Genomic DNA, 254 nt, shown 5'->3' on the forward strand with positions numbered 1-254 from the left:
TAGAACCAGGAGAAGCCGCCATCACCAAAAGCACGACATTAGAAGTAAGTGTGCTTGATACATTGTATAATGAAAAAAACCTTGCCATAGTTGATAGCTCAATAGAAGCTCATATGCTTGATCTTTTAATCTATCGTGAAAATGCAAAACTAGAACAAAATCAAGGTCCCCATGAAATCATGGTTTGTGGAAAATCTTGTCTTGCTGGTGATATTTTTGGAACATTTCGGTTCCCTGAACCTCTCAAAATAGGT

1 pseudogene is annotated in these 254 nt (G+C 37.4%); it reads left to right on the plus strand.

The features are described 5' to 3' along the window. Nucleotides 1–254 (plus strand): annotated as a pseudogene (locus ACFIO5_RS12180) (carboxynorspermidine decarboxylase); the annotation flags it as partial.

The organism is Bartonella sp. AA86SXKL (assembly GCF_042196885.1).